Consider the following 24401-nt stretch of genomic DNA (forward strand, 5'->3'; position numbering starts at 1 on the left):
ATGGATGTTTTATCGACCGCCTTGGGCTGTCGGTCCTGCCGCTTCGTGGCGGATCCCGGCTTTTCTAATATCAACAAAATCAATCATTTGCATGGAGACGAACTGTAGGCCGCCGCACAAGCAAACGTGAAGGTTGACGCAGGGATTGGCAAAAAAGACCATTTCCGGATGGAAACATGGTATGATATTCGGCAAAGTCCACTCAAACCAAGGAGGGTCATCATGAGCTACACAAAAGAGGATCTCAAACAAAAACTTTTGCAGATGTATCCCGAGATCACCAAATACGGCCTGTCCATGGATCTCGTGATGGACGAAGACAAAGATGCCTGGGTGGTGACCTTTCAGAAGGGGCCGCATCAACGGCATGCCTTCCTCGACCGGAAAGATGCCGACTCCTGCATGGAGGGAAATGTCTGCATCTACCTCGGTGTGTTGATCGGGCAATATGTAAGGGATCTGGAGGAGGAAATGGGCGGAAGGTAACCGGCGTGGTCGGCTGCCGTTTGGTCGAAATAGAACTCGTGGTGGCCGATTCCCACCAGCGTTTCGATCTCTCCCAGAAGTTCCGGGCAGGGCTGAACCCTGAAGCGCTCGTGGGCGGCGATCCGAATCTCGCCGCCCTCCGGGGTGGTGACCGCGAAGAGCAGGCGGCAGCTCCCGGGGTACCGGAAAGCGATATTGCGAAGGTCCTCGATCAGCGGGCGGGTGATTTCCTTCTCCTCCAGATGGATGGCCATGGCCCTGACGGCGCGCTGCCGGGCCGCACTGAGGGCCTCGACCTCCTGGGCGACGATCTTGGCGGAGCTTTCGCCGATTTCCACGGGTCCGCAAACCAGAATGGGATCGTCGCCCTTGAGGAGTGAACTGCAGCGGGCGAAGGCCTCCGGAAAAAGGACGACTTCGGTTGAGCCGGTCAGGTCTTCGAGTTGGAATACGGCCATTCTGTCGCCTTTCCTGGTGCGTTTCAGCTTGAGTTCCCCGACGACCCCGGCGATTTTGACCAGGGATTTGTCCTCTTTTGCGGAAAGCCCCTGAACGGTGCAGTCGGCGACCCGTTCAAGCACCTGCTGGAACCGGTCCAGAGGATGCCCGGTGATATAGAAGCCGAGGGCTTCCTTCTCCAGGGCCAGCCTTTCTTTTTCGGACCACTCGTCGATCTCGGGGAGCCCTTCGAAATGCGACGGACCGCCGTTCTGTGCCTCCAGGGCCGCGAAGATGCTGAGCTGGTTCGGGTCGGTGTTCCTGCCGCAACGCTTGAGGATGTCCTCGATCCCCGCGAAGAGCCGCGAGCGGAACTGGCCGGTAAAGTCGAAAGCCCCGCATTGAATCAGACATTCGATCACCCGCTTCGAGACCTTGCCGTTCTCCACCCGGCGGCAGAAGTCTGACAGCCCGGTGAAAGGTCCATTGTTTCGCCGTTCGTCGATGACGACTTCGACGGCCTTGATCCCCACGTTCTTGACGGCGGCAAGCCCGAAGCGGATCCTGCCGTCGTTCACCGAAAAATCCGCCTGGCTTTCGTTGATATCCGGGGGCAGGATCTGAATCCCCATCTCGCGGCATTCAGCGATGTTCTTGATGGTTTTGTCTTGGTTTCCCATGTCCTGGGTCAGCAGGGCCGCCATGAACTCCACCGGAAAATGGGCCTTCAGATAGGCCGTCTGGTAGGCGATCAGGGCATAGGCGGCTGAATGGGACTTGTTGAAGCCGTACCCGCCGAACTTCTCGATCAGGTTGAAAAGGTTTTCCGCTTTGGTTGCATTCACACCGTTCCTGGCCGCGCCTTCCGTAAAGCGGGCCTGGTGCTGGGCCATGACCTCGACCTTCTTTTTGCCGATGGCCTTGCGCAGCTCATCCGCCTCGGCGAGACTGTAGTCGGCGAGGACCTGGGCGATCTTCATGACCTGTTCCTGGTAAAGGATGACCCCGTAGGTCTCCTTGAGGATTGGTTCCAGCTGCGGGAGTGCGTAGCGGATTCGGGTGTGGCCGTGCTTCCCGTTGATGAAATCCTCCACCATGTTGCTTCCGAGGGGCCCGGGCCGATAGAGGGCCACCAGGGCCACCATGTCTTCGAAAACACCGGGTTTGAGGCGTCTCAGCAGTTCCTTCATCCCGGAGCTTTCCAGTTGGAAGACCCCCGTTGTCTTCCCTTCGCAGCAAAGCTGATAGGTTGCAAGGTCGTCCAGGGGGATCTTTTCCAGATCCAGTTCCTGGCCGGTGGTCTGTTTGATCAGATCCAGGGCCTGCCGGATCACGGTGAGGGTCTTCAGACCCAGAAAATCGAACTTGATCAGCCCCAGTTGCTCGATCCGGTCCATGGTGAACTGGGTCATGATTTCGTCCCGCGCCCCTTTGAAGAGCGGCAAATACTCGACGAGGGGCCGGTCGGAGATCACCACGCCCGAGGCATGTGTCGAGGCGTGGCGGGAAAGCCCTTCGAGGGAGCGGGAAATGGCCAGGAGCTTGCGGATCGCGGGGTCGCTCTGCTCCAGTTTGCGGAGTTCAGGCTCCTCTGTAAGAGCCTGCTCGAGGGTTACCCGCGGCCCTTCGGGCACGAGCTTGGCGATCCGGTCGACATCCTTTAGGGGGATGTTGAGGCTGCGCCCGACGTCGCGGATGGCCGCACGGGCCTTCATGGTCCCGAAGGTGATGATCTGCCCGACGTTGTCCCGGCCGTATTTTTCGGTGACGTACTGAATGACCTCTTCCCGGCCGTTGATGCAGAAGTCGATGTCGATATCAGGCATGCTGATGCGCTGCGGGTTCAGAAAACGCTCGAAGAGGAGACCGTAGCGGATGGGGTCGATGTTCGTGATCCGGAGGCAGTAGGCGGCCAGTGATCCGGCGGCGGACCCCCGGCCGGGTCCGACCGGGATCTGTTTTCCGCGGGCATATTCGATGAAATCGGCGACGATGAGGAAGTAGCCGGCAAACCCCATCTTCTTGATGATACCGAGTTCGTAGTCGAGCCTTTCGCGGTAGGCCCTGATCAGATCGGCGGAGGGGGCACGGCCTTCGGCTTCAAACTCCGTTAAGCGGGATTCCAGACCCTTTTCGGCGTCCTCGGTCACCCGCTCCTCGAGGCTCTGACCTTCGGGCAGATGAAAGACAGGGTATTTGTAATGGCCGAGTTCCAGTTCGAAATCGCAGCGTCCGGCGATGGCGGCCGTGTTGGAGAGGGCGTCCTCGAAGCCCGGCAGATCCGCCGCCATCTCCTCCTGGGATTTGAAATAGAACTCGTCGGAGGGAAAGCGCATGCGCTTTTCATCCTCGAGGGTCTTGCCGGTCTGGATGCAGAGGAGCACATCATGTGCCTCGGCATCGGCCCGGTTGAGATAGTGGCAGTCGTTGGTTGCTGCCAGAGGGAGGGAAAGATCGTCGGACATCGCTCTGAGCGCACGGTTCAGCGCAACCTGTTCGGGCATCCGGTTTGCCTGGACCTCGAGGAAAAACCGGTTATGATCGAAGATCGCCGCCAGTTCCAGGGCCTTCTCACGGGCCGTTTCCATCCGCCCCTGCTGGATGAGGTGGGGAACGATCCCTTTGAGGCAGGCGGACAGGGCGATGAGGCCCTGATTGTGCTCCCTCAGAAGCGCCATATCCACGCGGGGGTGGTAATAAAACCCTTCGAGGTGGCCGAGCGTGACCAGGCGGCACAGGTTGCGGTACCCTTCCGGGTTCGTGACGAGCAGGATCAGGTGGTAGGCGCTGGGGCTTCCGTCCGGCGCTGGAGAACGGTCGCGCCGGTCGCCCGGTGCGAGATAGACCTCGCAGCCGATGACGGGTTTGATGCCCGCCTTGGCCGCCTGCTGGGAGAATTGAACGGTTCCGAACATGTTCCCGTGATCGGTCACCGCGACGGCGCTCATTCCGAGCGCCGCGGCCTTATCCAGCATCTGGCCGATCCGGATGGCTCCGTCGAGCAGACTGAATTCGGTGTGCACGTGGAGATGAACGAAAGAGTTTGCGGTTGTCAAGATTCCTCCTAATGGACAAAATGAACACAACCCGGTTTCCCATCCGGAAATGAGGATTTTTTTCTTCACACGCTTCGCGTGCTTAGCCCCACCGCTTCGCGGCGGGTCCCGGTTTGCCAATATCAAGAAAATCAAGCATTTGCGCGGAGGCGAGCTGGTGGTCGCCGCACAAGCAAACGTGCAGATTGATGCCGAGATGGGCAAAAAAGGCCATTTCCGGTTGGAAACTATTTAGTGTCCATCCGGAAATGATTTCCCTATAGAACCCGGTTTCCATTCCGGAAATGAGGATTTTTGGCCAATATCAAGGAAATCAAGCGTTTGCGCGGAGGCGACCTGTGGGTCGCCGCACAAGCAAACGTGTAGATTGACGCCGAGATGGGCAAAAAAGGCCATTTCCGGTTGGAAACTATTTAGTGTCCATCCGGAAATGATTTCCCTATAGAACCCGGTTTCCATTCCGGAAATGAGGATTTTTGGCCAATATCAAGGAAATCAAGCGTTTGCGCGGAGGCGACCTGTGGGTCGCCGCACAAGCAAACGTGTAGATTGACGCCGAGATTGGCCAAAAAGACCATTTCCGGTTGGAAACTATTTATGATTTTATGATACGGTATGCCGGTGCCTTCAGCAAGGCCGTTTTCAAATGGATGCAACTCCTTTGACATAGCGATTCCAAAAGTGAAGCCGGTTTCAACCCAGATGCGTCGTGTTACGGCCGTCTGCCGATGCCTTTCATCGCTTCTCGTTCTGCGGATTCCGGTGATGACCGTATCCGGTCCCCGCCCGGTGTTCCTGAGGGGTGAAGACCCGGCCGCCTGGGGTTCCCGATCCGGAGAAGAAGATTTTACTTCGTTTCCATCCGGGAATGCTTTATCCAGCATGACCCGGTTTCCAATCCGGAAATGAGGATTTTTGGCCAATATCAAGGAAATCAAGCGCTTGCGCGGAGGCGACCTGGTGGTCGCCGCCCAAGCAAACGTGCAGATTGACGCCGAGATTGGCCAAAAAGACCATTTCCGGATGGAAACTACTTCATCGGCTTCGCCGCGCATTCCCACCCCTTGGGGGGTGGGTCCCGGTTGGTCAAAGATTATCAGAAGAAGCGTTTATGCGGATGCGAGCTGTAAGTCGGCGCCCAAGTAAATGCGCAGATTGACGCCGAGATTGGCCAAAAAGCCCCTTTTTGGATGGAAACGCGTCCGGATTGCAGAAGGTTATATTTATGAAGCACCATGAACGACTTCAAGAGGGCATTACCCGTTTGAAGGAAAAACTCACCCAGGCCAACAGTGAGATCAGGCAGCTCAGGAGATCCCTGGATACGGCGAACGCTTTGCTGATGGATATCCCCGTCGCCGTGGCGATCGTGCAGAACGGGAAGATCGTTCTGGCCAACAAGGCTGCGGAGGAAGGTCTGGGGTTGGATGCCGGCCAGCTTCAGGACCGGTCTTTCATGGACTTCGTGCATCCTGACTGCGCAAAGGAGGTCAGCACCATCCATTACAAGCGCTCGATGGGCAAGGTGGCGCCGGATCGCTATCAGGCCGAACTCCTCGATAAGGATAGACGCCGTTTCCTGTGCGAGGTTTTCGTACGGAAGATCCTTCACATGGGGCGGCGTGCCTTTCTTCTGGGCGTCATCGATTGCGGGGAACGTTCGTTGGGTGATTCTGAGCGCTTGCGTAATGAAAGGGTGAGCGGTGCCATGGATCTGGCGAAGGCCGTGGTGCGCGAGTTGAGCCCGCTCATGGAGATGTTTCTCGATAAAATGGCTGGGCGAGCGCAGGGTGGCGTGCAGCCGCGTCGTCTGCCGGGCGATTTTTCGGAGCCTGTGCAGCAGGGTTTGGGGGCGCTGCGCCAATTGGAGAAGCTTTGCCGCGCCGAAGCGGTTGGCATGGAAAATCACCTTCAGGATATCAAGGATCTGATTCAGGATGCGCTCGATGAGGCCCGTCTGGACTGGCAGCAGCGCAAGGGATCTCAGAGTGGAGGGCCCAGGATCCAGACGCATCTGCGGACGGACGCCCGCGTGCAAGGCGACAGGGTCGGTTTGAAAGAGGCCTTCGCGGCCGTCATCGAAAACGCCATCGAGGCGGTTGGCGAAAACGGGGAAGTGCATGTTTCTACGGAGGAGAGCCTTGGCCATGTATGTGTTTATGTGTTGGACAATGGACCAGGCATCAGCGAAGCGCTGAGGGAAAGGGTATTCGAGCCCTTTTTTACAACCCGGGAAGGCGGTCGGTTCGGTTTGGGTTTGCCGCTGGCCTCCTGCGTGTTCAAACGCCATGGTGGCGGCATAGAACTCGCGAGTCGGCCGGGTGGAGGAACGCAGGTCGTGATGCAATTGCCCGCAGCGGCCGCAGCGAAATCGGTGGGGAGCCGCGGATGCTTCAGTCGCCTGAAGGGGCAGCGCATCCTGATATGGTCGGACGAGGTGATGATCAGGCATCTTCTGCGTGAGGTCCTGGAGAGTAAAGGATGCCGAGTGACAGTGGTTTCCCATCTGCAGGAGGTGCTGAGGGTTCACCGCAAAGGACGGCACGAGGTGCTGGTCATGGACGCAGATCCCAAAGAAGCGGACCCTCTGATTATGCTGCCCAAGCTGCGGGAAAAAGACCTGGAAACGATTCTGGTCATCTTGAAGACAAAGGGTCGGCAGCCTGGAAAAGCGCTTCTGAAGGATCTGGGGGCGGATCTGATTGCCTTCAAACCACTGCATATGGATGGCCTGATGCGCGCCATCACCGCGTCGCTGGGGCGGGAGGTCAGGCCCATTTGACCGGCGTGTCCGAAGATCGAAAGACCATGCCGCTGGCAGAAAGGATGCGGCCCGCTGTCCTCGAGGAAATGGTTGGGCAGGAGCACCTTCTGGGCCGGGACCGGCCGCTGGCAAGGGCCCTTGAGAGCGGCCGTCTGAACTCGGTCATCCTCTGGGGTCCGCCGGGAAGCGGCAAGACGACGCTTGCGAGGCTCATGGAGCGGCAGAGCCGATTGCCTTTCCGCTCTTTCTCGGCGGTGAGTTCCGGTGTCAAGGACCTGCGGGAGGTCGTCGAAGAGGCTCAGAAAGAAAAGGATTGCAGCGGCAGGTCCACGCTCCTGTTTGTCGATGAGATCCACCGTCTGAACAAGGCGCAGCAGGATGCCTTTCTTCCCTATCTGGAAAACGGCCTGATTGTCCTGGTCGGAGCGACGACCGAAAATCCTTCATTCGAAGTGATTGCCCCGCTTCTTTCCAGGGCGCGGGTGATGACGCTGAGGCCTCTGTCGGAGCGGGATATCCGGAAACTGCTGGAGCGCGCATTGGCTGATCGGGAAAGGGGGCTCGGGGGAATGGGCATTCAATTCATCCCGGAGGCATTGGATTTCCTGGTGAGTCTCTCGGAGGGTGACGCCCGGGTGGCGCTGAACGATCTCGAGGCAGCCGCCGATTATCACCTGGCCGGCCCCGATCCGGAAAGGCCCATCGGCACAGAGGAGTTGGAGCAGGCCCTAAGCCGGAAGGCGTTGGTATATGACAAGGCTGGTGAGGAGCACTACAACCTGATTTCCGCTTTTCACAAGAGTCTGCGGGGCGGGGACGCCCAGGCGGCTGTTTACTGGCTCTACCGGATGCTCGAAGCGGGCGAAGATGCCCTGTTTATTGCCCGTCGAATGATCCGGTTCGCATCGGAGGACGTTGGGCTCGCTGATCCGCAGGCTTTGCCGCTTGCTTTATCCGCTTTCGAGGCATGGGAAAAGGTCGGTCCGCCCGAGGCAAGGCTGGCTCTGATGCAGGCGGCCGTCTACCTGGCGGTCGCACCCAAGAGCAATGCCCTCTATATGGCCGAGAAAAGGGTCCGCGCCTTGATCGAACAGCACGGCGGGCTTCCGGTTCCCCTGCACATCCGCAATGCGCCGACCCGTCTGATGAAGGAACTCGGCTATGGCAAGGGCTACCGCTACCCGCACGACTTCCCCGGCGCCCTGGTGGCCCAGACCTATCTGCCCGACAAGCTCATGGAAGCGGTTTTTTACACTCCGACCCAGCGTGGATTCGAACGGGAGATCGAGCGGCGGCTGGCTTCCTTCAAGCGGATCCTCAAGAAGAAGGAAGAGGCGTGAGGCCGCGATCGTCTTCGGTGGAAGCGGGTTCCCTTCCGGCAGAGGCTTTGCCGCGGCTGAGGCAGAGCCTGTTGGCGTGGTACAGAGGCCATGGCCGCGATCTGCCCTGGAGGCATACGAAAGATCCTTACCGCATCTGGCTCTCCGAGATCATGCTCCAGCAGACCCAGGTGAATACGGTGATCCCTTACTACCGAAGATTCCTCGAACGCTTTCCCGACTCTCGAGCCCTGGCGGAGGCCCCTCTCGATGCGGTCCTCAAGGCTTGGGAAAATCTGGGCTACTACTCCCGCGCCCGCGCGCTGCACGAGGCGGCGGGTTGCGTCTGCCGGATGTATGGCGGGAGAATACCCGACGACAGGGAGGGCCTGATGGGCCTTCCGGGCATAGGACCCTATACGGCCGGAGCGATTCTGAGCATCGCCTTTGCGCAGCCGGTCCCGGCGGTAGACGGGAATGTGCGGCGTATCCTGTGCAGGATCGCCTGCATCAGACAGCCGCCGGCGCAGCGGGAGGCGCGGGAGATCATCGGCGCTCTGGCCGCCGCTCTGGTGCCGCCCGAAGCCCCCGGCGCATTCAATCAGGCGTTGATGGATCTTGGCGCAGCCGTTTGCACCCCCAGACGTCCGGTATGCGGCTCTTGCCCTGTCGAGGCGCATTGTCTGGCCCGGCGTGCCGGTATCGAGGCGGATCTGCCGGCTTCGGCAAAAACAGTGAGGCCCCCTGTCCGTAAAATGAGTGTGGGGGTGGTCAGCAGTGCCGAGAGTGCGCTCTTGATGGTGAAGCGGCCCGGAAAAGGTTTGTTGGGCGGTTTGTGGCGTTTCCCGGGGGGAGAGGCTGCGCCGGGCGAATCGGGCTGGGAGGCGCTCGGGCGTTGGATGAAGGCGGAACTGGGTCTGGCTGTGTCCGAAGCGGACTTCGTCGGGGAGATCTCTCATGCCTATACCCATTTCAGGCTGAAGGTCGGCCTTTTCAGGTGGGTATGGTCTCCGTCCCATGGATCGCCGGCAGGCGGGGTCGAGTGGCGATGGGTGGCATGGGATGCCCTCGCGACTCTGCCGGTTTCGAAGCTGGAGAGAAAGATCCTTGCTGCGGCGTTTCCCGGCGGTGCCTCGGGTGCCGAAGGGCCGCCTGTTTGAGTCTGGCGCGGCCGGGCCGCTCGAGGAGACGGACGCGCGGGTTCCCTTCGGGAGGCCTGTCCTGCCAAGAATCCGGTTGACAAATGGCAGGGGATGTGAAATTTCCCTGGACGATCAGTTGTGATGCTGGATCCGGGTGTTCGATCGCGGCGTGCGGCCTGAGTTCGACAACCTGGTTCGAGCGGAAGCGAAGTGGAAGAAGAGAGCAGAAAACCGTTTCCAGGCCTTCACATAGAATCTCTGGCGACGGCTGTTTTGCTTGATCGATCTGCCGGCCTCCGGAAAACAGGTCTGGAGTTTGCCTTTAGGCGAAACACAAGAGGAGAGGGTGTCAATCATGCAAAAACGAATCGATGTGTCGCAGGTGGTCGTAGGGGTGAGAGGCGGGGGGGACATCGCCTCCGGCGTCGTTTACCGCCTTCATCGATGCGGCTTCAAGGTTTTTGTGACGGAGATGGCGCAGCCGCTGACGGTGCGGCGGACGGTCTCGTTTTCAGAGGCCGTGTACGACGGCAGGACGGTTGTTGAAGGGATCGAGGCTGTCCGTGTCGAGGGTCCGGAGGCGGCGGAGGGCCTTTGGCGTGAGCGCAGGCTGCCCGTGTATGTGGACCCCGGCTTTGAAATCGGCAGGCGTTTGAAACCGGATGTCATAGTGGATGCCATCCTGGCCAAGAAGAACCTCGGGACCAAGCGATCCATGGCTCCGCTTTGCATTGCGCTCGGCCCTGGATTCGAGGCAGGAAAGGACGCACACTACGTCGTCGAGACGAACCGCGGGCATTTTCTGGGCCGTGTGATCACCGACGGGACCGCGCAGGCCGATACAGGTGTTCCCGGAGCGGTCGAAGGGGTGACGCAGGATCGTGTTCTGCGGGCGCCGGAAGATGGAATTTGGAAGGCGGACAGCGAGATCGGCCGTATGGTAGACCCGGGCGGCCGCATAGGGGAGGTTGGCGGTATCGCCGTTCAGGCCCGCATCAAGGGCGTCCTGCGGGGGATGATCCATCCCGAGATCTCTGTAGTGAAAGGCATGAAGATTGGGGACATCGATCCTCGGGGCAATGTCCAGCACTGTTTCACGATATCCGAAAAGGCCTTGGCGGTCGGCGGCGGGGTCCTGGAGGGGATCCTGAGGGTTTATGCCGTCTGAACGGTGAAATTCTGGGCCTTGCCGGCGTTTTTTGAGAGGGATGCTCGACGTCCGGAATGACGTTTGCGACCATTTAGCATCCGTGCGGAAATGGTCTTTTTGACCAATCTCGGCGTCAATCTGCACGTTTGCTTGTGCGGCGACCACCAGGTCGCCTCCGCTCCAAGGCTTGATTTCCTTGATATTGGCCAAAAATCCTCATTTCCGGATTGGAAACTGGGTTCTATAGGGAAATCATTTCCGGATGGAAACAACCTAGCTTCCAATCCGGAAATGAGGGTTTTTCCTTTACACGCTTCGCGTGCTCAGTCCCACCGCTTTCCGGCGGGTTCCGGGCGTGCCCGCAGTTCTGTCCGAAAATTTGGCTGAAAGCGAGGTTCGGTGCTTGACAACCCTCAAATGGTGCTTAGCTTTCGCACGTGAATTTCGATAGTAAAAAATGAGGTGCTGTTCCGTTTGGAACAGCCCAGGCATCGCAGTGGGTTTTAACGCAGCAGGAAGGCGGCTTAGCCTTCGGAAATTTTTACTGAGGAGGTTTTTTGCGCATGAAAATCAGACCGTTGAATGATCGCGTGGTGGTGCTTCGCATCGAAGGAGAGGAGAAGACGCCGGGCGGCCTCATTATCCCGGATACTGCCAAGGAGAAGCCGCAGGAGGGCCGGGTGATCGCGGTCGGCGTCGGGAAACTGAACGACAAGGGTGAAAGGATCCCGATGGAGGTCGAGGAAAACAACCGTGTTTTGTTCAGCAAGTATGCGGGGAACGAGATCAAGATCGATGGTGTGGAACATCTGATCATGCGTGAGGATGATATTTTGGCGATTGTGGAAGCTTGAGGAGGAATGGAGCGATGGCCGGTAAGGATATCAAATACAGTGCAGCTGCCAGGGAAAAGATCCTGAAGGGTGTCGACACCCTCGCCAATGCGGTGAAGGTCACATTGGGCCCGAAGGGTCGGAATGTTCTGATCGAGAAGTCCTGGGGAGCTCCGAAGATCACCAAGGACGGTGTGACGGTCGCAAAGGAGATCGACCTCGAGGACAAGTTCGAGAACATGGGCGCCCAGATGGTGAGGGAGGTTGCCTCGAAGACCTCGGATGTGGCTGGGGACGGCACAACGACGGCCACGATTCTGGCCCAGGCGATTTTCCGCGAAGGGTCCAAGCTGGTGGCGGCAGGCGCCAATCCGATGGCGGTCAAGCGCGGGATCGACAGGGCTGTGGAGCTTGTGGTGGCGGAGTTGAAGAAGATCTCCAAACCCACAAAGGAGAAAAAGGAAATCGCGCAGGTCGGAACGATCTCGGCCAACAATGACAAGACCATTGGAGACATCATCTCCGAGGCCATGGAGAAGGTCGGTAAAGAAGGGGTGATCACGGTCGAAGAGGCCAAAAGCATGGAGACCACCCTTGAGATCGTCGAAGGGATGCAGTTTGATCGTGGATATGTCAGCCCCTATTTTGTGACCGACGCGGAAAAGATGGAGGTTCATCTCGATGAGCCGTTCATCCTGCTCAGCGAGAAGAAGGTCAGCAGTATGAAGGATCTGGTTCCGATCCTGGAGCAGATCGCCCGAATGAACAAACCGCTTTTGATCGTTGCGGAGGATGTGGAGGGGGAGGCCCTGGCCACTCTGGTGGTCAACAAGATTCGCGGGACGCTGCAATGCGCGGCCGTAAAGGCCCCCGGCTTCGGTGACCGCCGCAAGGCCATGCTGCAGGACATCGCCGTTCTGACCGGCGGACAGATCATCAGCGAGGACCTTGGAGTCAAGCTCGAAAATATCACGGTCAAGGATCTGGGCACGGCCAAGCGCATCTCTTTGAACAAAGACAATACCACCATCGTGGACGGCGGCGGCAGCCGTGAGGCCCTGGATGGGCGTGTCAGGCAGATCCGGGCGCAGATCGAGGAGACCACGAGTGATTATGACCGGGAAAAGCTGCAGGAGCGCCTCGCCAAGCTGATCGGCGGCGTGGCGGTGATCAGTGTTGGAGCGGCTACCGAAAGTGAGATGAAGGAGCGTAAGGACCGTGTCGAGGACGCTTTGAACGCCACCCGTGCGGCGGTCGAAGAGGGGATTGTTCCCGGGGGAGGGGTCGCCCTCGTTCGAACGATCAAAGCGCTCGAAAAAGAGCACTTTGAAGGCGATGAACAGCTGGGCCTGGATCTCGTCAAACGCGCGCTCGAAGAACCGGTTCGGCAGATCTCCAATAACTCGGGCTTCGAGGGCTCCGTCGTGATCCAGAAGGTACTGGAAGGAAACGATGCCTATGGGTTCAACGCCGATACGGGTGTCTATGAAGACCTCATTGCGGCTGGCGTCATCGATCCGACCAAGGTCACCCGCTTTGCGCTGCAGAACGCCGCCTCGGTGGCGGGGCTGCTCATGACGACGGAAGCGATGGTTGCGGAAAAACCCGCCAAGAAAAAGCCGGCGGCACCGCCCATGTCCCCCGATGACGATATGTACTGATACACAGGCTCGCGAAATACCGGGCCTTTTGGGCCTGACGAGAGGGCTGTGCGGTTTTCGGATCGCACAGCCCTTTGTTTATGGGAGGAGGCGGGCCATGACGATCGTCATCTTCCGGCCTTACCCCGTTGCGGTGGCCCTGCAGTCCATTCTACGGCTTGACCATGTAGATGGTGCGCTGCGGGAACGGGATTTCAATGCCGTTTTGGTCGAACGCCTCCTTGACGGTCTGCATGAAATCGAACTTGACGTCCCAATAGTCGGCGCTTTTGACCCATGGGCGTACAACGAGGTTCACACTGGAGTCTGCCAGCTCCGCGACGGCAATCTGCACTGCGGGTTCGGGCAGGATCCGAGGGTCCTTCTTGATGAGGTTGTGAAGCACTTCGATGGCCTTTCCAATGGAAGATCCGTATCCGATGCCGAAGACCATGTCGAGTCGGCGTATATCGTATGCCGTAAAGTTCTTGATGGTGTCGCCGAAGATCTTGCTGTTGGGGACGATGATCTTGATGTTGTCGGGCGTAACGAGCGTGGTCGTGAAAAGATGGATCTCTTTCACACTGCCGCTTGCGCCGGCGGCCTCGATATAGTCTTCGGTCTTGAAGGGGCGCAGGACCAGCAGGAGAAAGCCGGCTGCAAAGTTGGCAAGGGATCCTTGCAGTGCGAGGCCGACGGCCAACCCCGCGGCGCCGAGTACCGCGATGAATGAGGTGGTCTGTACGCCGAATCTGGCGAGGGCGGCCAATATGGCAAAGACAAGGACGATCGCGTGGGCCAGACCCGCGACAAAAGAAATGACGGACGCATCGGTATTGGATTTACGAAGCAACCTGGTGACGATCCTCCGAGCGATTCCTGCGCCGACCTTACCCAGGATCAGAATGATGATCGCACCGATGACGTTCATGCCGTAAGTGGTCAGATAATGTATGACAATTTCGAAAGAATCCTGCATGGGCAGCTCCTTTCCAGCGTCTATGGATCAGGCTTGAAACAGGTTGAAAAAGGTGCAGCAGGCTGCTGAGGGAAAGCCTGCAGGATTTGAAAAGCCCTCCGCCCTCAGCGAAGGCTGCTTGTGCTCAAATCGGAATATTCCGCCGATGTCGCAGCGAGATCCGGTTCCAGGTGAACGATGGGATCCCGATGCAGGGCATGATGATGTTGCGAAGACCAGCGGTCTCCCCCCCCGCAACAGCTTGTGGAATCGGTTCAACCGGTCGAGATGGAGATAGAATAAGGGGGGATTCCGGTAGCGATGTTAATCTGGATGAAGCCGGTTTAACTGACAGGCAGGTCAAGAAAAGGCAACCAGGCGGTTTAGAAGGCAGCCCTTGTTTGATGAAGGGCCACCGTCCAAACCTTGCCTGGTTCCAGGTTTAGTTTAAGCTGAGGTCACACTAAAAGACAGGCGACAACTCGACGCGTCTGTTTTTCGCTCTGCCGGCGGGATTATCCTTGCCGTCCACCTTGTTCGGGGCGATCGGTTTGGCTTCGCCATAGGCCTTGGTGGTTAGGCGATCAGCCGCGATGCCCGCTTTGTCGAGGTATTTCTTGACGGAATTGGCTCGCCTCTGCGAGAGGCCCATATTGTACTGATCGGTGCCGATGCTGTCGGTATGTCCGTCCAACTGGATCATGACGTTGGGGTTGAGTTTGAGGACGCGCACGACGTCATCGAGGACACCCTGGTACTGGGGCTTGACGGTGTCTTTGTCGAAGTCGAAGAGGACGTTCGGGATGACCCAGCAGCCTCTCTCATCGACCTTGGCGCCTTTGGGGGTGCCGGGGCACTGGTCGATATCGTCGGGCACACCGTCGCCGTCGCTGTCAAGCCGGCCGACGGCCTTCGGTTTTGCAGCGGGAGCTTTGGTGAGGAAGACCTTTTCGACAAAAGAGGCCATCTCTGCGCCGCCCATGATATCCTTGCCATCTGTCGCGAATCCACAGCCACCGGCCTTGGCGATCTCATCGAGGACTGCTTTGCCCGTTTTGCTGTTTCCAATCTGGACGGTGTAGATGCAGAGTCCAGGAAATTCCTTCTTGAGGGCCTCCGCGGCGGGAACGGCCTTGTCGGTGGCTTCACCGTCGCTGAAGATGATCATGGCGGTTGGGCCCTTCATGGTTTTCAGTTCAGCAGCAGAGGCCTCCATGGCTTCGCCGAGGGGGGTGTTTCCACCCGTGCAGGTGATTTTGGCGATCGCTTTCGCCATATCGGCGCTCACATAGGGGGCCGGCCCGTAAATGACGGAGGTCGGATCCCCGGGAATGCAGCTGCCCTGTCCGAAGGTGCGCAGCGCACCCGTGAGCTGGATGGCGGGGATCGTCTGGTTCATACGGCTGACCAGTTCGCGGGCGACATCCAGCTTCTTGTACCCCTGGCACTTGTCGGACATCGAGGTGGATCCGTCGAAGATGACTGCAAAGTTGTCCACGCTTTGGCTGTATTCGCCGGACTTGACTTTGGGGTTCAGGTCATACGCCTGGAAAGGCGCCATGGGTTGGGGCGCTGTTGCACACCCAACGAAGAAAGCCCCTGCCGCAATCAATAGAAACGCCATGAAAAAAGATCTACGCATCACCACTACCTCCTGAAAAATGTTTTTGGTCCACAAGCTTAAACCTAAACCTCTGCTGCAGATCCGTTCTGGTACAACCGGGCTTTTGTGAAAAACGCCGCCAACCCCTTGCGCACGGGCCTTCCGGCCCTTCGAAGCTGCGTCCTTTCAGGCGCAGAACCGAATCGGCACTAGAGGCCAAACTATAGCAAAGTTGATCTTCAGTCAAGCGGAATGTGAAAGAATGTTTGCCTTTCCTCTTGAGAATTCATACTATTTCGCCGAAAGAGCCCCTTTGGGTCGCTTTGTTGAAGAGGGGTCCCAGAGGGGTGGATGCAGTTGCGTGTGCCGGTCCATTAGCCTGGTCGACGACGGGGAGTATCCGTCAGGGACGGCGCCTTAAAGCGCGGCGCGATGTGATGCGAAGAGTGCATGACTGCGAGATGCGGCTACCTGCAGACGGGGAGGTTTGGATGGAAGAGCGATCGAAGGCGGCTGTATTGGCATCCTTTGCGGCGGACTCGTTGGCGTTGGGCGTACACTGGATTTACGACACGGATCAGATTATGAAGCGTTTCGGGCGGGTCGAGGAACCGCTCGAACCGGCACTCAACTCATATCATTCAACCAAATCGAAGGGGGATTTCACTCATTACGGCGATCAGATGCTGGTGCTCCTCGAGTCTCTGGCGGCTCTCAAACGGTTCGATCTTCAGGATTTCTCCGGGCGTTGGCGCGCCTTGTTCAACGGGTATAACGGGTATGTCGATCAGGCTACGCAGATGACGCTTTCACGCTATGCGGCGGGCAAGAGTTGGCGCGATCCGGGCCCTCCTTCGAACGACCTGGCGGGGGCCGCCCGCCTGGCCCCCCTTGTCTGCCTTTATGCCGACCATCTCGATGCCCTCGTGACGTCGGCCAGAGAGCAGACGCGGATGACCCACGCCGATCCGTGGACGGTCGAAAGCGCCGAGTTTTTCGCGCGTCTGGCCCACGCGGTCCTGCATGGGCTGAGGCCCGTGGATGCGATTCTCGAGGTGACGAAAGAGCGCTTCGGGGGATCGAGGATCGAGGAGTGGGTTCGGCAGGGCCGTAACTCGGTTGGAAGGGGCAGTGTCGAGGCGATTCTCGCTTTCGGCCAAAGCTGCCACACCCCGGAGGCCTTTCCGGCAGTGATCCATTTGATCGCGAAATATCCGGATGACCTGAAGGAGGCTTTGATCCAGGGGGTCATGGCTGGAGGCGACAGCGCCGGGCGGGGGATGTTGGTGGGTCTGGTGCTGGGGGCGCATGCCGGGATGTCAGGGTTGCCGGAGTCCTGGATAAGGGGCATGCGGCACCGCGATCACTTGCTGGGGCTGATCGAGGGTATCCTTCCTTCATAAGAGTCGTTCAGTGCTGCATTCGATCATTTTCCGGCGGAAAACGCGTTCATGATTTCGACATCTTAAAGTGTGGGTTCGGCGGGGCTTCGAAAGGAACGACCCTCTGAAGAGGTCCGGGAGGCGTGGGTTGGGAGAGGGCGTTCTCCGGCGTGCACCGTGATCGTCCCGAACATGAATTGCCGGTGTGAAACCTGTTCGAAGCCGGCCTCGCGCATGAGGGCGGCGAGCCGCTGCGGTTTGAAAAAGGCCTGAGTTGTTTCGGGGAGATAGGTATAGGCCGAGCGGTTGCCCGCGATGATTTCGCCGAGGAACGGGATGACGCGCCGCAGATAGAAGCGGATGAAAGGCGCGAAGGGGCCGGCTGGCGGCGGGGAAGTGTCGAGGCAGACGATTCGCCCGCCGGGCTTGAGGATGCGCAACTGTTCTTCGAATGCTTGCAGCGGGCGGGGGACGTTCCGGATGAGGTAACCGGAGGTGACGGCATCGAAGGTCTCTTCCCCGAAGGGGAGGGACAGGGCGTCGGCCTGGCACCACGACACGCAGTTTTCCGGATCGCGCCTCCGGGCTATTTCAAGCATGGCCCGGGTAAAATCCACCGCAGTGACCTGGATCTGCGGGCAGCGCTTCCGCGCCTCGAAGGCGACGCCTCCCGTCCCCGTTCCGACATCGAGCAGGCGGTGCCCCGGTTGGAGGCGTGCGCGCCGGATGACCTCGCGCTTCCAGTTCCGATCGCGGTCGAAGGTCATCAACCGGTTCATGAGGTCGTAGCGGGCTGAAATTTCGCCGAACATCCGCCGGACCTCCGGCCGGTGATCTTTTGCTCCTGCTGCTGTTAAAGGCGGATGTTTTTCATCTTTCAATCCAAAAGTGCCTTTCTCTGAGGTATGGGTTTGTGCCGGCTTTAGGGCGGCCTCTGCTCCTGCGCCGGCATTGCAGTGCAGCCGTTTGGGCAGACGCCGCCTGCTGATGGGTATCGACCATGCCAAGCCCGGGCTTCGGGATGACGGTGTGGCACCCCGGCGGGTGGGGGTGAAAGGCCCGCGTTCTATTGAAACATGAACCGGCGCATGCTGATATTCATCAGAAGCCCGAGCAGGATCATGGTGGTGACGAGCGATGAGCCGCCGTAGCTGAAAAGGACGAGCGGAATGCCCACGACGGGCAGGATGCCCGTGACCATGCCGACATTGATCAGGACCTGCCAGAAAACGATGGCTACGATCCCGATGGCCAGCATGGAGCCGAACCGGTCTCGCGAATTTGCCGCGATCATCAGGCCCCAGAAGATGAGGGCAAGGTAGAAGAGCAGCAGGAATCCGGCGCCGAGAAGGCCCCACTCCTCGGCCAGGACCGAAAAGGCGAAGTCGGTGTGCTGCTCTGGCAGAAAATGAAGCCGGGTCTGGGTTCCGTGCAGGTAACCCTTGCCCCAGAAAAGCCCGGAGCCGATCGCGATCTTGGACTGGTTGATATGGTAGCTGGATCCCAGCGGGTCCAGACCCGGATCGAGAAAGGTCAGGATGCGCATCTGCTGGTAGGGCTCGAGCTTCATCCAGATGAGCGGGGCCGCCGCCATGTTGGCGCACAGGAGGATCACCAGGGATTTCCAGTGGATTCCGACTATCAGGATCATCGAGCCGCCCACCGCAACCAGAAGAAGGGCCGTTCCGAGATCGGGCTCCTTGAGGATCAGGCCCGCAGGCAAGGCGATCAGGAGAAAGGGCTGCCAGAGGTCCCTCAGATGATAGCTTTTCTGCGTTCCCCTCTCACAGATGAATTTGGCCAGCACCAGGATGATCGAAAATTTTGCGATTTCGGAGGGCTGGAAGGTGATTGGCCCAAGGCTGATCCACCGTTGAGACCCCGATGTGACTTTCCCGGTCACGAGCACGAGGACCAGAAGCAGGATGGATATAGCATAGGCAGGATAGGCGAATCGATCCATGTGGGTGTAGTTGAAGGTCGTCATGACCAGCAGGAAGCTGAAGCCGATCAGGAACCAGTAGATCTGTTTGTAAAAGACCTGGGATCCACCGATGTTTCGAACGGCGTAGGTGGCGCTGTAGAGATTGGCAATGCTCATGACGGCGATTCCCGCAATCAGAAAAAGCAGGATCCAGTCGAAGTTCTGGATGAGTCTGCGATCGATCATATCCTAACCCGCTGTATCCTTCGGTTTGCCTGTTTCGTCGGCCGATTGCAGCGGCAATCCCAGGTAGGACTCGATCACGGTCTTGGCCAGTGGGGCGGCAGTACTTCCCCCATGACCCCCGTGTTCGACAAGAACGGCTACAGCGATCCTGGGATTGTAGGCCGGTGCGACGGCCACGAACCATGCGTGGTCCCTATACCGCCATGGAATGTCCGATTCGTTTTCGTAATGTTTGGCCTTTTCGAGCGCCACGACCTGGGCGGTCCCGGTCTTACCCCCGACCGCGCATCCCTCGATCCTGCAACGCGAACCGGTTCCCCGCGGGTCTTCGACCACCCCGACCAGGGCTTGTTTGACCCGCTCGAGATGGACCTTGTCGACGGGAAACTTCCCTTTGACAACCGGTTCGCATCGGAAGATCGTTTCGTTGTCTCTGCCGATCACTTCCTTTGTGACCTGGGGTTGGTATAGAACGCCGCCGTTGAAGACCGCCGAGAAGAGGGTGGCCATCTGGATCGGGGTTACGAGAACGAAGCTTTGTCCGATCGAGGAGATGAGCGTTTCTCCCAATTGCCAGGATACGCCGTATGTCTTTTTCTTCCAGTCGTTGTCAGGGATCAGCCCTGCCTTTTCCTCACCCGCGTCGAAGCCGGTGGGCTGCCCCAGCCCGAATGCCCTTGCATAGCGCGCTATCCGCTCGATGCCCAGTTTCTTGCCGAGAAGATAAAAATAGACATCGCAGGATTGCACCAGGGCCTGCCGGAGGTCGACGTGCCCATGGCCCTGGCGCTTCCAGCAGCGGTACTTGAAGTTTCCGATGCTGTAAACCCCGTTGCAGAACACTGTCTCGGACGGGGTTATCAGCCCCTCCTGGAGACCGGCCAAGGCGACGACGATCTTGAATATGGACCCCGGTGGATACTGTCCGGAAAGGGCCCTGTTCTGGAGGGGGCTTGATTCCGCACTGATCATTTCCTTCCAGAGGGTTCTGTCGATGCCTCCGATGAACACATTCGGGTCATAGTCGGGGCTGCTCGCGAGCGCCAGCACCTGACCGTTGGTCGGGTCCAGCGCCACGATGGCCCCGGTCTTGTCTGCAAGGCAGCTTTCCGCGACGGCTTGAAGCTTCCGGTCGATGGTCAGATGGACGTTGGCCCCGGGAAGTGGGGCCTTACGGGAAACGACCCTGATCTGCCGTCCCGAGGCGTCGACTTCGACCTGTTCTCCACCGCGAACGCCGTTCAGGTGGGTCTGCCAACGGGCTTCGATACCGGATTTTCCGATGAGGTCCCCCGGCTTGTTGTCGGCGAACCGGCCGCTCTTCAGTTGCTGATCGGTAATTTCGCCGACGTATCCAAGGAGATGGGTGGCGAAATCGTCCCACACATAATGCCGCTGGGGTTGCACCTGGATGAACAGGCCGGGCAAATCGTACAGGTGTGTTTCCACCTTGGCTAACTGGTCGCGCTGCATGTCCCGGAGGAGGCAGACAGGAAGAAAAGGGTATCGGGCGCCTGCCTTGTCGATTGCGGCGCCGGCTTTGAGGGGGTCGAGATCCACCATTCGAGACACCTCGCTCAAAAGCCGCTGACGGTCCTGAACCTCTTCGGGGATTACGTAGAGATCGTAGGCGGGCCGGTTGTCCGCCAGGACTTCCCCGTTCCGGTCGAAGATGATCCCGCGGAAAGGCGCGATATCGCGCAGGCGGATTCGATTGTTCTCTGACTTTTCTCTGAAGGTGGGGCCCTGCAGGATCTGCAGGAACCACAGCCGCAGAATCAGTACGGCGAAGGCCGAGAATATCAGCACCATCGCGACCCGAATATGCCGATTCAGGGCTTTGGAAGAGGTGGAATCAGATCCGAATGAGTGCAAATCGATTGGTTCTCCATCCGTTTTTCGGTTTTGCGTCGAGGCGGAACGTCAGGGCTCTGCGCCGGTAGATGTCACTCGATCTTTGCCTTCTGTCCATTGGGCATGTCTTTCATCAGAGCGGCGCTCAACCGGCCAAGCAGGAGGAAGATGATCGGCCCTGCAAGCCCTGTCATGGTGGCAGAAATCAAGGCCGAGTTCAAGAGGGATTGACACCAGGGCGAAAGGGCCGGGAAGAGCAGAATGATGAGGAGCGCCCGGACTGCGTGGACACAGATTTCGGCGGCGGCGCAGATGATGATCTGGCCTTTGGGGTTTTCGAGTTCGAAAAGGCGCCTGAGAATGGCTACGACCGCCACAGTGCTCAGATACAGGAGGGGGAAAAGGCCCGGCTTCCCGCGGCTGAACAGGTCCATGCAGAGCCCCTGCGTGAGGGCGAATACGCCTGCGGAGACGGAGCCGAAGGCGAGGAATACATAGACCGTGAGTATGGTCAGGATGTCGAGGTGAAAAAATGGAACACCAAGCCCCTCGGCAAGATCCCCCCGCAGAAGGATGTAAGTCAGACCCAAAAACCACAGGAGGGTGAAGAAAACTAATGGTCTGTTGGCTCGCTCTGGAAGATGGATGTTTCTTCCTCCCTGGGTTTCAAAATGACCAGCACTTCTTCGAGTTTGGAAAAATCCACCGCTGTTTTTACGGTGACCTCTTTGAAAAGGTCGCCGCGGGGTTCTGTGACGGTCAAAATATGACCGACCGGTATGCCTTTGGGAAAGACACCGGCGAGTCCCGAGGTGATAACCGGGTCGTCCTCCCGGACGTTCGATGCCTTTGCGACGTAGTCCAGCCGGCAAGTCTCCGTGGATTGACCGCGGAGGACCCCACGGTCCCGCGACGGTTGAATGAGGATGTCGACCGCGCTGTTCTGGTCGATCAGAAGAAGCACCTGGGCATAATGGGGTGAAACGGCCACGATACGCCCCACCAGACCCGCGGCGTTGACGACGGGCATACTGGCCGTCAATCCGTCGCGTGCCCCTTTGTCGATGATGATGGACTTGAACCAGCCGCTCGGATCGCGCCCGATCACACGGGCGGCAAGGACCGGATCGGCGATGGTTTGCCGAAATTGGAGCAGGCCCTGCAGACGGCCGTAAGCAGCAGCCATCTCCCGATAACGCTGATTTTCCATCCTGAGCGACTGGATTTCGGCCTTGAACCGCTCGTTTTCCTGCCGCACATCGACAAGATAGAAATAATCGAGCCAGAAATCCTTGGTCGCTCGAACGGTCCGGGTGAAAAAATTCTGGAGCGGGGCGGTGAGTTCGACGAACAGCCTTTCAAGGGAATTCCAGCTGTTGCCGCTGTTCGGGCTCGATGAAAAGAGGAACAGGACGAAGGCCAGAAAAAAAATCCATATCCAAATTCTGCGGAAAAAGCTCACAGTATCCAGGCATTCTGATTCGGTTCAGTGCAGTAAAGCGCCTTCTCCTGACGGGGCACCGGTGGAAAAATGTTCCTTTAACAAATGGCGCGGAGAGACGTCACCCGAGGTGACGACGAACGGGAAAAGATTTACGGCTCTCAGCTGCAGAACGGGCATGAAAACCTTGAAACCGCGCTCAAAGACCCCGCCCCCGGGATTGACCCGTGGCCTTTTCCCGCATGGAAGCAGGCTAGGTGCTTACGGCGACTTCCCTCAAAATAGCCAGCGTATCCAAAGCCTTGCCGGAGCCGAGTACGACGGCTGCAAGGGGGTCTTCCGCCACCGTTATAGGCAGTTTGGTCTCTTCCCGCAGCAGGACATCGAGGTTCTTGAGCAGGGAGCCGCCGCCCGTCAGCATGATGCCTTTGTCCACAATGTCCGCTGCGAGTTCGGGCGGCGTCTGCTCCAAGGCGATGCGAACGGTTTCGACGATCGTCTCGACCTGTTCCGATATGGCGCTGCGAACCTCTTCCGAATCGATCGTCAGGATCTTGGGAATGCCGGTGACGAGATCGCGCCCTTTGACTTCGATGGTTTCGATCTCCTTGCCGGGATAGGCATTGCCGATGGTGGTCTTGATGATCTCGGAGGTCCGGACGCCGATCAGGAGGTTGTATTTTCGCTTGATGTACTGCAGAATGGCGTCGTCCATCTTGTCTCCGGCAACCCGAACCGAGCGGCTGTAGACGATTCCAGCCAGGGAGATGACGGCCACCTCCGTGGTGCCGCCGCCGATGTCGACAACCATATTGGCTGTCGGTTCCGTAATGGGCAACCCCGCCCCGATCGCCGCGGCCATGGGTTCTTCGATCAGGAAGACTTCCCGCGCGCCCGCCGACTCCGCTGATTCACGGACAGCCCTTTTTTCGACCTGTGTGATGCCGCTTGGGACGCAGATGATGATGCGAGGGCGAAGAAGGTTCCGCCGGTTGTGCACCTTGCGAATGAAGTGGCGCAGCATGGCCTCGGTGATCTCGAAATCGGCGATGACCCCATCCTTCATGGGGCGGATCGCCACGATGTTGCCCGGGGTGCGGCCGACCATCATTTTGGCTTCCCGCCCGACCGCGAGGACCCTGTTGGTGCCTTTAGCGTCTTTGCGGACGGCCACCACGGAAGGCTCACTCAGGACGATGCCCTTTCCCTTGACGTAAACAAGGGTGTTGGCCGTTCCGAGGTCAATGGCTAAATCGTTTGAAAACAAGCCCAAAATGGGATCGAAAAGCATGCAGATCTCCTTTCTGAATCAGCGACGCATCAAGAGTATCTTATTAATGGAAATTCGCTGAATGATCAAACACAAAAATGGCAAAAATGATTTGCCTTGACAACTTCGTGAGCTGATGCTTAAATACCCATTTACTTTAGAGCCGTTCAGGAAGCCCCTCGTAAGAATCCCGGGTTGGAGTGTTCGGGCCGATATCTTGGGGGATCGCGAGCCTGCCGGAGGAGCACTGGACCGGATGGCCTGTATATGCAGCGGCCGCGGTTTTCGGGCAGGCCGGTGAACAGAATCCCGATAAACGCTTCCGGACGGGGAAAACCGTTCATCCCATATCGATGACGAGGAATCATGAAAAGGACCTATCAACCCAGCAATATCAAGAGAGCACGGACACATGGTTTCAGGGCCCGTATGAAAACACGGGGCGGGATCAACGTTCTGAGGCGGCGAAGGGCCAAGGGGCGCAAGCGCCTGACCGTTTAAGGGCTCTGTGGATCCGGCCGTTTGCGGCTTAGGTATGGGCGATTTTTCCCTTCCGAAAAGCGAAAGGTTATTGTCCCGACCGGATTTTGTCCATGTCGATCAGTTGGGGAAGCGCCGGCAGAGCAGACATTTTGTCGTCAAATGCGTGCGAAACGGGCTGGAATATACACGGTTGGGGGTTACGGCCAGCAGAAGGACAGGCAACGCCGTTCAGCGGAATCGCGCCAAACGCTTGATGCGTGAATTTTTCAGACTGCACAAGGTCGAATTTCCCCAGGGCTACGATGTTCTGATAATCGCGAAGAAGGAAGCCGGCAGCCTGAATCTCTTTGAGGTTGTTAAAGAGCTTGAGGAGATCTTTTTCACTAAAGAGTTGTTTGTTTAACGCCCGCTA

At 58.4% G+C, this 24401-nt stretch carries 25 protein-coding genes; 11 read left to right on the top strand and 14 right to left on the bottom strand.

Translation table 11 applies throughout. The annotated features are described in order from the left end of the window. Positions 1-9: 9 nt before the first annotated feature. The gene (locus ACZ500_RS25085; RefSeq protein ID WP_464230167.1) at positions 10-162 is read right to left on the bottom strand and encodes a hypothetical protein; all 153 of its coding nucleotides are present in this window, start codon (positions 160-162) and stop codon (positions 10-12) included. Positions 163-222: 60 nt separating this feature from the next. On the opposite strand from ACZ500_RS25085, the gene ACZ500_RS25090 reads away from it, so the two are divergent. Then, positions 223-486, top strand: coding sequence for a hypothetical protein (locus ACZ500_RS25090; RefSeq protein WP_464230168.1), 264 nt, complete (start codon positions 223-225; stop codon positions 484-486). On the opposite strand, the gene ACZ500_RS25095 is transcribed toward ACZ500_RS25090, so the two are convergent. The 5 genes from ACZ500_RS25095 to ACZ500_RS25115 form a co-directional block, all read right to left on the bottom strand. Then, the gene (locus tag ACZ500_RS25095) at positions 423-3980 is read right to left on the bottom strand and encodes a DNA polymerase III subunit alpha (protein ID WP_464230169.1); all 3558 of its coding nucleotides are present in this window, start codon (positions 3978-3980) and stop codon (positions 423-425) included. The genes ACZ500_RS25090 and ACZ500_RS25095 overlap by 64 nt on opposite strands. A gap of 82 nt (positions 3981-4062) precedes the next feature. Continuing rightward, a complete protein-coding gene (locus ACZ500_RS25100) occupies positions 4063-4194 on the bottom strand; it encodes a hypothetical protein (RefSeq protein ID WP_464230170.1) in 132 nt (43 codons plus the stop codon). Positions 4195-4211: 17 nt separating this feature from the next. Continuing rightward, complete coding sequence (locus ACZ500_RS25105; protein WP_464230171.1) at positions 4212-4376, bottom strand: hypothetical protein; 165 nt, start codon at positions 4374-4376, stop codon at positions 4212-4214. Positions 4377-4393: 17 nt separating this feature from the next. Continuing rightward, a complete protein-coding gene (locus ACZ500_RS25110; RefSeq protein WP_464230172.1) occupies positions 4394-4558 on the bottom strand; it encodes a hypothetical protein in 165 nt (54 codons plus the stop codon). Positions 4559-4853: 295 nt separating this feature from the next. Continuing rightward, on the bottom strand, positions 4854-4997 hold the full coding sequence (locus ACZ500_RS25115) for a hypothetical protein (RefSeq protein WP_464230173.1): 144 nt from the start codon (positions 4995-4997) through the stop codon (positions 4854-4856). A gap of 208 nt (positions 4998-5205) precedes the next feature. Between ACZ500_RS25115 and ACZ500_RS25120 the strand changes: the two genes are divergently transcribed. The 7 genes from ACZ500_RS25120 to groL all read left to right on the top strand — a co-directional run bounded on the left by ACZ500_RS25120 (position 5206) and on the right by groL (position 12849). After that, the gene (locus tag ACZ500_RS25120; protein ID WP_464230174.1) at positions 5206-6762 is read left to right on the top strand and encodes a sensor histidine kinase; all 1557 of its coding nucleotides are present in this window, start codon (positions 5206-5208) and stop codon (positions 6760-6762) included. 5 nt (positions 6763-6767) lie between these two features. Then, on the top strand, positions 6768-8084 hold the full coding sequence (locus tag ACZ500_RS25125; RefSeq protein ID WP_464233115.1) for a replication-associated recombination protein A: 1317 nt from the start codon (positions 6768-6770) through the stop codon (positions 8082-8084). A gap of 71 nt (positions 8085-8155) precedes the next feature. Continuing rightward, on the top strand, positions 8156-9223 hold the full coding sequence (gene mutY, locus ACZ500_RS25130; protein ID WP_464230175.1) for an A/G-specific adenine glycosylase: 1068 nt from the start codon (positions 8156-8158) through the stop codon (positions 9221-9223). Positions 9224-9560: 337 nt separating this feature from the next. Continuing rightward, entirely contained in the window at positions 9561-10373 is an 813-nt protein-coding gene (yqeB, locus tag ACZ500_RS25135; RefSeq protein ID WP_464230176.1) for a selenium-dependent molybdenum cofactor biosynthesis protein YqeB, read from the top strand. A gap of 90 nt (positions 10374-10463) precedes the next feature. Further along, positions 10464-10742: a hypothetical protein gene (locus ACZ500_RS25140; protein ID WP_464230177.1), complete on the top strand. Its 279-nt coding sequence runs from the start codon at positions 10464-10466 to the stop codon at positions 10740-10742. Positions 10743-10918: 176 nt separating this feature from the next. Continuing rightward, positions 10919-11209: a co-chaperone GroES gene (gene groES, locus ACZ500_RS25145; protein WP_464230178.1), complete on the top strand. Its 291-nt coding sequence runs from the start codon at positions 10919-10921 to the stop codon at positions 11207-11209. Between the two features lie 14 nt (positions 11210-11223). Continuing rightward, complete coding sequence (gene groL, locus ACZ500_RS25150; protein WP_464230179.1) at positions 11224-12849, top strand: chaperonin GroEL; 1626 nt, start codon at positions 11224-11226, stop codon at positions 12847-12849. Positions 12850-13000: 151 nt separating this feature from the next. Here groL and ACZ500_RS25155 read toward each other — a convergent pair whose 3' ends face one another. Beyond that, the gene (locus ACZ500_RS25155; protein ID WP_464230180.1) at positions 13001-13807 is read right to left on the bottom strand and encodes a mechanosensitive ion channel family protein; all 807 of its coding nucleotides are present in this window, start codon (positions 13805-13807) and stop codon (positions 13001-13003) included. A gap of 442 nt (positions 13808-14249) precedes the next feature. Further along, positions 14250-15428 (bottom strand): OmpA family protein, encoded by a 1179-nt coding sequence (locus ACZ500_RS25160; RefSeq protein ID WP_464230181.1) that lies wholly within the window; start codon positions 15426-15428, stop codon positions 14250-14252. A 452-nt stretch (positions 15429-15880) separates the two neighbouring features. Here ACZ500_RS25160 and ACZ500_RS25165 point away from each other — a divergent pair, with 452 nt between their 5' ends. Further along, complete coding sequence (locus tag ACZ500_RS25165; protein WP_464230182.1) at positions 15881-16792, top strand: ADP-ribosylglycohydrolase family protein; 912 nt, start codon at positions 15881-15883, stop codon at positions 16790-16792. Between the two features lie 62 nt (positions 16793-16854). On the opposite strand, the gene ACZ500_RS25170 is transcribed toward ACZ500_RS25165, so the two are convergent. The 6 genes from ACZ500_RS25170 to ACZ500_RS25195 all read right to left on the bottom strand — a co-directional run bounded on the left by ACZ500_RS25170 (position 16855) and on the right by ACZ500_RS25195 (position 23527). Continuing rightward, complete coding sequence (locus ACZ500_RS25170; protein WP_464230183.1) at positions 16855-17583, bottom strand: ubiquinone/menaquinone biosynthesis methyltransferase; 729 nt, start codon at positions 17581-17583, stop codon at positions 16855-16857. Positions 17584-17837: 254 nt separating this feature from the next. Then, complete coding sequence (gene rodA, locus ACZ500_RS25175; protein WP_464230184.1) at positions 17838-18941, bottom strand: rod shape-determining protein RodA; 1104 nt, start codon at positions 18939-18941, stop codon at positions 17838-17840. Positions 18942-18944: 3 nt separating this feature from the next. Further along, positions 18945-20753 (bottom strand): penicillin-binding protein 2, encoded by a 1809-nt coding sequence (gene mrdA / locus ACZ500_RS25180; RefSeq protein ID WP_464230185.1) that lies wholly within the window; start codon positions 20751-20753, stop codon positions 18945-18947. Between the two features lie 134 nt (positions 20754-20887). After that, the gene (locus tag ACZ500_RS25185; protein ID WP_464230186.1) at positions 20888-21385 is read right to left on the bottom strand and encodes a hypothetical protein; all 498 of its coding nucleotides are present in this window, start codon (positions 21383-21385) and stop codon (positions 20888-20890) included. A 23-nt stretch (positions 21386-21408) separates the two neighbouring features. Then, on the bottom strand, positions 21409-22257 hold the full coding sequence (gene mreC, locus ACZ500_RS25190; protein ID WP_464230187.1) for a rod shape-determining protein MreC: 849 nt from the start codon (positions 22255-22257) through the stop codon (positions 21409-21411). A 232-nt stretch (positions 22258-22489) separates the two neighbouring features. Then, positions 22490-23527, bottom strand: coding sequence for a rod shape-determining protein (locus tag ACZ500_RS25195; RefSeq protein ID WP_464230188.1), 1038 nt, complete (start codon positions 23525-23527; stop codon positions 22490-22492). Positions 23528-23872: 345 nt separating this feature from the next. On the opposite strand from ACZ500_RS25195, the gene rpmH reads away from it, so the two are divergent. Next, positions 23873-24007 carry a 50S ribosomal protein L34 gene (rpmH, locus tag ACZ500_RS25200; protein WP_084516939.1) on the top strand — a complete coding sequence of 45 codons (135 nt, stop codon included), beginning with the start codon at positions 23873-23875 and terminating at the stop codon, positions 24005-24007. Positions 24008-24041: 34 nt separating this feature from the next. Then, on the top strand, positions 24042-24392 hold the full coding sequence (rnpA, locus tag ACZ500_RS25205; RefSeq protein ID WP_464230189.1) for a ribonuclease P protein component: 351 nt from the start codon (positions 24042-24044) through the stop codon (positions 24390-24392). The last annotated feature ends 9 nt before the right edge of the window (positions 24393-24401 follow it).

This window comes from Desulfatiglans parachlorophenolica (assembly GCF_055394735.1).